This window comes from Leptolyngbya sp. FACHB-711 (assembly GCF_014695615.1).
Lineage (GTDB): Bacteria > Cyanobacteriota > Cyanobacteriia > Elainellales > Elainellaceae > Leptolyngbya_A.
In genome coordinates this window covers 1-7192 of sequence record NZ_JACJOR010000320.1, presented here as the reverse complement: position 1 = coordinate 7192, position 7192 = coordinate 1, and the positions used below count along the sequence as shown (strand labels likewise).

The following is a 7192-nucleotide window of genomic DNA, read 5'->3' as shown; positions in this document are numbered from 1 at the left end:
CGATACTCTGCCCCCACGATCGGGTACACACTGCGGTAAGCTGATTTAGGCGGAAAAAGCCCTGCCTTTATTAACATTTCGCAGTCTTTCGAGATAACCCTTTACAAAAATGGTTGCAAGTCTTCCCCGTTCCATTCGCATCGGCTCCCGCAAGAGTCAGCTCGCCCTTGTTCAAACCCACTGGGTTCAAGCAGAACTCCAGAGACTATTTAGTGATCGCAATTTTGAAGTTCATACCATGAGTACCCAGGGCGATAAAATCCTGGACGTGGCACTGTCCAAAATTGGCGATAAGGGACTGTTTACGAAAGAACTCGAAGTCGGAATGTTGAACGGAGACATCGACTTTGCTGTCCACTCGCTTAAAGATTTGCCGACTCGTCTACCCGAAGGCTTAATGCTGGGCTGCGTCACTGAACGGGAAGATCCGGCAGATGCCCTTGTGGTGCATGAAAAGTTTAAAGACAAACAGCTTGATACGCTGCCCGAAGGAACCGTCGTGGGAACGTCTTCCCTCCGGCGATTGGCACAGTTGCGCCATCACTACCCCCACCTGGCGTTCAAAGACATTCGCGGCAACCTGAATACCCGCTTGCAAAAGCTGGATTCGGGCGAATTTGATGCCATTATCCTGGCGGTTGCTGGACTGCGGCGCTTGGGCATGGGCGATCGGGTTCATCAGGTCATCTCTTCAGAAGTGTCGCTTCATGCGGTTGGCCAGGGTGCGCTAGGAATTGAGTGCCGTACCAACGATCCGGAAATTCTGAATCTGCTGAAGCTTCTGCAACACCAGCCCACAGCCTATCGCTGCTATGCGGAGCGGGCATTCCTACGCGAACTCGAAGGCGGGTGTCAGGTTCCGATCGGTGTCAACACCACTCTCAATGGCGATTCGCTGACATTAACAGGTATGGTTGCTAGCGTCGATGGACAACGCCTGATCAAAGACACCGTAACGGGTGCAGCCACAGACGCGGAGGCGATCGGGATTCAGCTTGCTCATCAGCTCCGGGATCAGGGCGCGACCGAAATTCTTCAGCAGATTTTTGCTGAGGTTCGTCCAGAAGCTTAACCCTAAACGGCAGAATTGAGATTCTCCTTAATCCCCCTCCAAAAGGGGGACTTTGAGTTTTTAAAGAACCTTTTGCTGCATAAGAGCTTTCAACAGGTTCGGTTCTCCTTTTTCAATTCTCCTTTTTCCCAAGGAGGTTAGGGGGAATCAAAGGCTTTATGAGTTCTCCTGCAAGACAGCCCCATAGAATCGATCGCGGTTTTGTCCCTGGATTGTTGTAGATTGATAAGGACTGTAAAACTCTCGGTTTTTAAGCGATGTAAAGCAGTTCCCCTTAGGGGAAATCGAGAGTCACAGGTTCTTTCATTGCAGGGGACACAAGGCGAGTATGCGGATTCTGTTTGTAGCGGCGGAAGCGGCTCCGATTGCCAAAGTGGGCGGCATGGGAGATGTCGTAGGCGCACTTCCTAAGGTGCTGCAAAAAATGGGGCACGATGTGCGAGTCTTCATGCCCTATTACGGCTTTGTCTCGGACAAAATCAAAGTTCCGAAGCAGCCCCTCTGGAAGGGAACTGCGATGTTTCAAGAATTTCAGGTCTTCGAGTCAAAGCTGCCCAACTCAGAGGTGCCGCTTTACCTGTTTTCCCATCCCTCCTTCGCTCCGCGCCAAGTCTATTTTGGTGAAGATGAAGACTGGCGGTTCACGCTGTTTGCCAATGGAGCGGCTGAGTTTTGCTGGAACTATTGGAAGCCTGACATCATCCACTGCCACGACTGGCACACAGGCATGATCCCAGTGTGGATGCATGAAACACCCGATATTAAAACTATCTTTACGATTCACAACCTGGCATATCAGGGTCCGTGGCGGTGGCGGCTGGAGCAGTTTGCCTGGTGTCCGTGGTATATGCAGGGACACAACACGATGGCAGCGGCAGTTCAGTTTGCTGATTTAGTAACAACTGTCTCTCCCACCTATGCTGATCAGATTAAAACCCCTGCCTACGGAGAACAGCTTGAGGGTTTACTATCTTTTGTTAGCGGTAAGCTTGTTGGCATTCTCAACGGCATCGATCGCGACCTGTTTAACCCCGAAACCGATCGCCGCATTCAGGAAAACTATTCTGCTGAAAAACTGGACGATAAGCTCTCCAACAAGATCGCGCTGCAAGAAGAACTGGGGCTGGAAGTCAATTCCAATGCGTTTCTCGTCGGCATGGTGTCCCGACTGGTCGAGCAAAAAGGCTTGGATCTGATTATTCAGGTAATGGATCGCTTCATCTCCTACACAGACGCACAGTTTGTGGTGCTGGGAACGGGCGATCGCTATTACGAAACTCAGCTCTGGCAGTTGGCTTCACGCTTTCCCGGACGGGTTGCCGCCTATTTGCTACACAACGACACTCTGGCACGGCGCGTTTATGCCGGAAGCGATGCCTTCCTGATGCCTTCTCGGTTTGAGCCTTGCGGCATTAGCCAGCTCATTGCCCTGCGTTATGGCTCTGTGCCGATCGTGCGGCGAACCGGTGGACTGGTTGATACGGTGACGCACAATAACTCGATGGAGCATGAAGGCACAGGCTACTGCTTCGATCGCTACGAGCCGCTAGATCTGTTTACCAGTATGGTGCGGGCTTACGAGGCATATCACTTTAAAGACCAGTGGCGAGAGCTACAGCAGCGCGGTATGGCGCAAAACTTTGGCTGGGAAAAGTCAGCGGTGGAATACGATCGGGCATATCGTCGAGTACTGGGATTGCCCGAAGCTGACCCGCTCCAGCCTGAACCCTCACTTAATGGCGGAGCCGCAGACGCACCGGAAGATATGCAGCCTGAGCTAATTTCTTGAGCTAGTTTCAGGAGCTAATTTCTTAAGTTAGTTCGCGTCTGGCTTGGGGCTGGCACGGGTTTCCCCAGCAAACCATTTGCTCTGGCATAGATTTGAAGACGGTACTTCTTGCCCCAATCACCGCATTTGCCCCGATCGTCACTCCAGGCGCGATAAAGCAATCTGCCGCAATCCAAACTCCATCTTCGATCGCGATCGGAGCCGTTTTAAGGGCAAAAGCCCGATCGCGAATATCATGGCTACCGGTGCAAAGGTAGCTTTTTTGTGAGATGACGCAGTGGGAGCCAATGTGAACGCGATCGAGGCTGTAAATCACCACATCATCGCCAATCCAGCTCCAGTCGCCGATGCTGACTTTCCACGGATAGGTAAATCGTGCGGTCGGACGAATCATGACGCCTTCCCCGATCGCTGCACCAAATAACCTCAAGAGCCAGATCCTCGGTAGATGCAGCGAATGGGGCGTGATTGGAAAAACGATCGCCTGCAAAAACCACCACAGCAAAATTATCCAGCCCGATCGGCCGCGATCGAAGTGGGACTGATCGTAGTGGCGTAGATCAACCAACGATCGAGGCTCAGCAGCACGGAATTGAGGAACCATGAAGTAGGAACTCGGAAAAAGATAGGAAAGAAAACGAGACTGAGGCTAGCTTTCCCGAATGTACCGTGTCTCTACCTGCAAGTCTCACTTTGCGGGTCTCACTTTGCAGGTCTCACTTTAATGTGAAAGAGAACCTGAAAACGGGCGACTTACCGGAGGCGACAAATGCTTTATTCTGTAACGCAACGGCTGATGGTCATTGTGATTAGCACTATACTGCTTGGCATCGTGGGCGATTGGGCAGTACAGATTCCACAGCAGGCAACGGCTCAGCCACCTTCTCCCTCCCCTTCATCGATGCAAACTTCGACGGTGGATCCAGCATTTGTCGCAGCGAATACGCGCTTTGGTTTCAAGCTGTTTGCCCAGTTGCTAGAGCAAAACCAGGGTGAGAATGTTTTGATTTCGCCGAGCAGCGTATCGATCGCCCTCAGCATGACTTACAACGGCGCAAGTGCAGCGACTCAGGAAGCCATGCAAAACGCGCTGGAAATGCAGGGCATGAGTCTAGCGGAAATTAATCAGGCAAACCGTGCCTTGCTGGAAGCCTGGACAAGTTCTGACCCGGCAGTGCAGCTAACAGTGGCAAATTCCCTCTGGGGACGATCGGGCATCAATTTCAATCCGGTGTTTCTGAAGCGCAATCAGGAATTTTATGGTGCAGAAGTTACGGATCTGAACTTTAATGATCCGGGTGCAATCGATCGCATTAATCACTGGGTGAATCAGCAGACGCAAGGCAAGATCGACAAGATTTTGAATCAAATGAATCCCAACGATATTTTGTTTTTGATTAACGCAATTTATTTCAAAGGCAAATGGACAAATCCATTTAATCCTGATGAAACGCTCGATCGCCCTTTTCACCAGGGAGACGGCACGACGATCACGCAGCCTTTAATGACAAAGCGGGGAAAGTTTCACTATCTAGAAACTGAGCAGTTTCAGGCAGTGCGGCTACCCTACGGCAACGAACGCTGGCAGATGGCAATTTTTTTGCCGAAACCGACCAGCAGCCTGAACCAATTGACCCAAAGCTTGAGCCATAGCCACTGGGAAACCTGGATGAATCAATTTTCTTCGCGTCCTGGTACAGTACAGCTTCCGCGCTTTAAGGTGGAATATGGCACGAGTTTGGTCGAGTCTCTGAAGGCGATTGGTATGGAACTCGTGTTTGACGATCGGCAAGCCAATTTTGGTGAAATGAGTTCTTTGCCTGCCTATATTAGCGATGTGCAGCACAAAACCCTGCTGGAAGTGAACGAAGAAGGAACCGAAGCCGCTGCTGCTACCTCAGTTGCCGTTGCCGTTCGTGCTGCTTTACCCCAGCCGCCCTTTCAAATGACGATCGATCGTCCTTTCCTTTGTGCAATCTGGGACGAGCAAACGGGCACGATTCTATTTATCGGCACGATTCAGTCATTAACCTAAGCAAAAGTAATCAAATGGGAGAAATCAGGATGGAGAACGATCGTTACGGTGAGGCAAACCTTCAACGTCTGCAAATGTTTCTCTGCCTCGTTCCGATCGTTGGTTTTTTCCCGGCACTCTGGACGCTCTATTGCAGAAACGGCACAAGGGAACAGCGTCAGACCAGTCAACTTGCCGTAAAACTCGCGCTGGGCTGGCTAGTAGGAAATTTGCTGTTGCAAGTGGGAGTGCAGACTCATCAGGCGGCGATCGTGCCTTTGCTGATCCTGGCAAGCCTGCTAACTTCGGGCTATTTCTTGACCAATCTTTGGCTGATGGTTCGGCTCTGGCGACGGCAGCCGCTCGATTTGCTGAGAAGGAATTGATTAAAGAATCGATTAAATTCCAGCTCTAATGCAAAGTTTTTTCATCGCAATGCAAATCTTCTTCTAGAATTGGGTCAACTTGGTGATAATGCGCCTATAGTTACACCAGGTATAGCGATTCTGTGCTGATTGAAAAGTTGCTGAGTGTGAAAAACTTCCTGTCGCTGAATAATTCTGCTGCCAACGCTGCTGGCAATTCACCTGATTCTCTGCCCGCTGATTTCCAGAATCAAAAACAGTCTCGTGGTTCGTCTGTGGCTTCAACTCCTGCTGCCTCCAATCAGATGGGTGCTAAGTCGGACAAGGCGGATCATTTAGAGGATCATTTAGATTCGATGAATACTAATCCGGTCTGTGTGAACCCGATCGCTGCAAATTCGGCAACCAGTCCGGGGGCAGAGACTTCGGAGAGAGTTGAGCCAGCTTCAGCAGAGGAATTGCCGAAGAAAAACGGCTTCGGGTCGGGCAAATGGCGTTGGCTGGGGTTGACGGTGGGGCTGACGGTGGTGGCGGCAGTTTCGGCTTCGGCGGGTGCGCTGCTGGCAGTAGCAATTTCTGGCACACCGCTGATGCAGAGTAAGCTCAGTGCGGAAGACGCAAAAGCGTTTAATCAGGATGAGCCGATCGCCAGCGGGACGAATTTGCAGTTACCGCAGTTGACCCGTCCGGTGACTGTGCTGGTGCTGGGGATTAAGGTGCTGTCTTCCGAGATCTCGGATCCGCCGCCTGAGGTGCGCGATTTGCGGTATCACGCCGTCGTGAACTCGTTGGATGGCTTATCAGACTCGATGCTGCTGGTGCGGTTTGATCCTCAGACTCATCAGCTTACAGTGCTTTCTCTGCCGCGTGACACTCGCACGTGGATCGATGGTGCAGGCTTAACCAAGCTCAATGAAGCCAATGTTTACGGCGGTCCGGCACTTGCTGCCCGATCGGTGACAGACTTGCTGGGCGGCGTCAAAATCGATCGCTATGTGCGAATCAACGTGCAGGGGGTTGAAAAACTGATCGATGCACTGGGCGGTGTAAAGATCAACGTGCCGCAGGATATGTCGTACAAAGACGATTCACAGCATCTTTATATCAATCTCAAGCAGGGTGAGCAGCGGTTAAACGGTAATCAGGCAGTTCAGTTTCTCCGGTTTCGCTACGACCAGTTTGGTGATATTGGGCGGGTGCAGCGACAGCAAATGTTTCTGCGAGCACTGGTAGAACAGGCGATTAAACCTGTCACGCTTGCCAAAATGCCGCAGGTGCTTTCCGTGATTCAATCGAATCTGGATACTAATCTAAACGTTGAAGAACTGGTTGCTCTGGCAGGATTCACAGCTCAAACAAATCGTCCAAACGTGAAAATGCTGATGCTGCCGGGTGGCTTTAGCTCCAGTGCTGAGTTTGAGGCGAGCTACTGGCTGCCCAGCCAAGCCAAGATTGCTCAAATGATGCAGCAGTATTTTGGTCTCCCTGCTGCCAGCAGCACCATTGCCCACACGCCGACCACTGCCCAGATTGTGGTACAAAACAGCACCGGAAACGATCGGGCAATCGATCAGCTCATGACCACGCTAAAAACGGGCGGCTATGCGAATGTCTACCTTGATCAGCCCTGGAACGAACCCTTGACGATAACTCAAATTGTGGCGCAGGGGGGCGATGTTGCCAGTGCTGAGGCAGTCCGGCAAAGTCTGGGCTTTGGGGAGGTGCTGGTCGAAAGTACCGGAGATCTAGATTCCGATGTGACGATTCGACTGGGAACGGATGTGTTTCAGCCTACTCCTGCCCTGGTTGCCGATCCCACGCTGGAACCGAAAACCATTCCTGATCCGGCGGTCAACCCTTCCCCCTCAAGTCTCACAGGTCCGGCAGATCCTCAAACGATGAGTTCGCCGTAGGTTTTTGGGACGGAGAAGCAACATATTTTTCATACGGCT

6 protein-coding genes are annotated in these 7192 nt (G+C 51.6%); 5 read left to right on the top strand and 1 reads right to left on the bottom strand.

Annotated features, from left to right (window positions below; all coding sequences use genetic code 11):
- Window positions 1–109: 109 nt before the first annotated feature.
- Together hemC and glgA are read left to right on the top strand one after the other, a co-directional pair.
- The gene (hemC, locus tag H6F80_RS13015) at window positions 110–1072 is read left to right on the top strand and encodes a hydroxymethylbilane synthase (protein ID WP_190791971.1); all 963 of its coding nucleotides are present in this window, start codon (window positions 110–112) and stop codon (window positions 1070–1072) included.
- 328 nt (window positions 1073–1400) lie between these two features.
- Window positions 1401–2861, top strand: coding sequence for a glycogen synthase GlgA (glgA, locus tag H6F80_RS13010; protein WP_190791970.1), 1461 nt, complete (start codon window positions 1401–1403; stop codon window positions 2859–2861).
- 22 nt (window positions 2862–2883) lie between these two features.
- On the opposite strand, the gene hpsU is transcribed toward glgA, so the two are convergent.
- On the bottom strand, window positions 2884–3465 hold the full coding sequence (gene hpsU, locus H6F80_RS13005) for a hormogonium polysaccharide biosynthesis acetyltransferase HpsU (protein WP_190791969.1): 582 nt from the start codon (window positions 3463–3465) through the stop codon (window positions 2884–2886).
- A 165-nt stretch (window positions 3466–3630) separates the two neighbouring features.
- Between hpsU and H6F80_RS13000 the strand changes: the two genes are divergently transcribed.
- From H6F80_RS13000 to H6F80_RS12990, 3 genes are all read left to right on the top strand, one after another.
- Window positions 3631–4896 (top strand): serpin family protein, encoded by a 1266-nt coding sequence (locus H6F80_RS13000; RefSeq protein ID WP_190791968.1) that lies wholly within the window; start codon window positions 3631–3633, stop codon window positions 4894–4896.
- A gap of 29 nt (window positions 4897–4925) precedes the next feature.
- Window positions 4926–5261, top strand: a complete 336-nt coding sequence (locus H6F80_RS12995) for a hypothetical protein (protein ID WP_190791967.1) — start codon at window positions 4926–4928, stop codon at window positions 5259–5261.
- 122 nt (window positions 5262–5383) lie between these two features.
- A complete protein-coding gene (locus H6F80_RS12990) occupies window positions 5384–7153 on the top strand; it encodes an LCP family protein (RefSeq protein WP_347277873.1) in 1770 nt (589 codons plus the stop codon).
- Window positions 7154–7192: the final 39 nt, after the last annotated feature.

Bases quoted from the DNA above. Each gene is read 5' to 3' on its own strand.
- hpsU (WP_190791969.1), bottom strand. From the start codon at position 3,465: ATGGTTCCTCAATTCCGTGCTGCTGAGCCTCGATCGTTGGTTGATCTA.
- glgA (WP_190791970.1), top strand. From the start codon at position 1,401: ATGCGGATTCTGTTTGTAGCGGCGGAAGCGGCTCCGATTGCCAAAGTG.
- hemC (WP_190791971.1), top strand. From the start codon at position 110: ATGGTTGCAAGTCTTCCCCGTTCCATTCGCATCGGCTCCCGCAAGAGT.
- H6F80_RS13000 (WP_190791968.1), top strand. From the start codon at position 3,631: ATGCTTTATTCTGTAACGCAACGGCTGATGGTCATTGTGATTAGCACT.
- H6F80_RS12995 (WP_190791967.1), top strand. From the start codon at position 4,926: ATGGAGAACGATCGTTACGGTGAGGCAAACCTTCAACGTCTGCAAATG.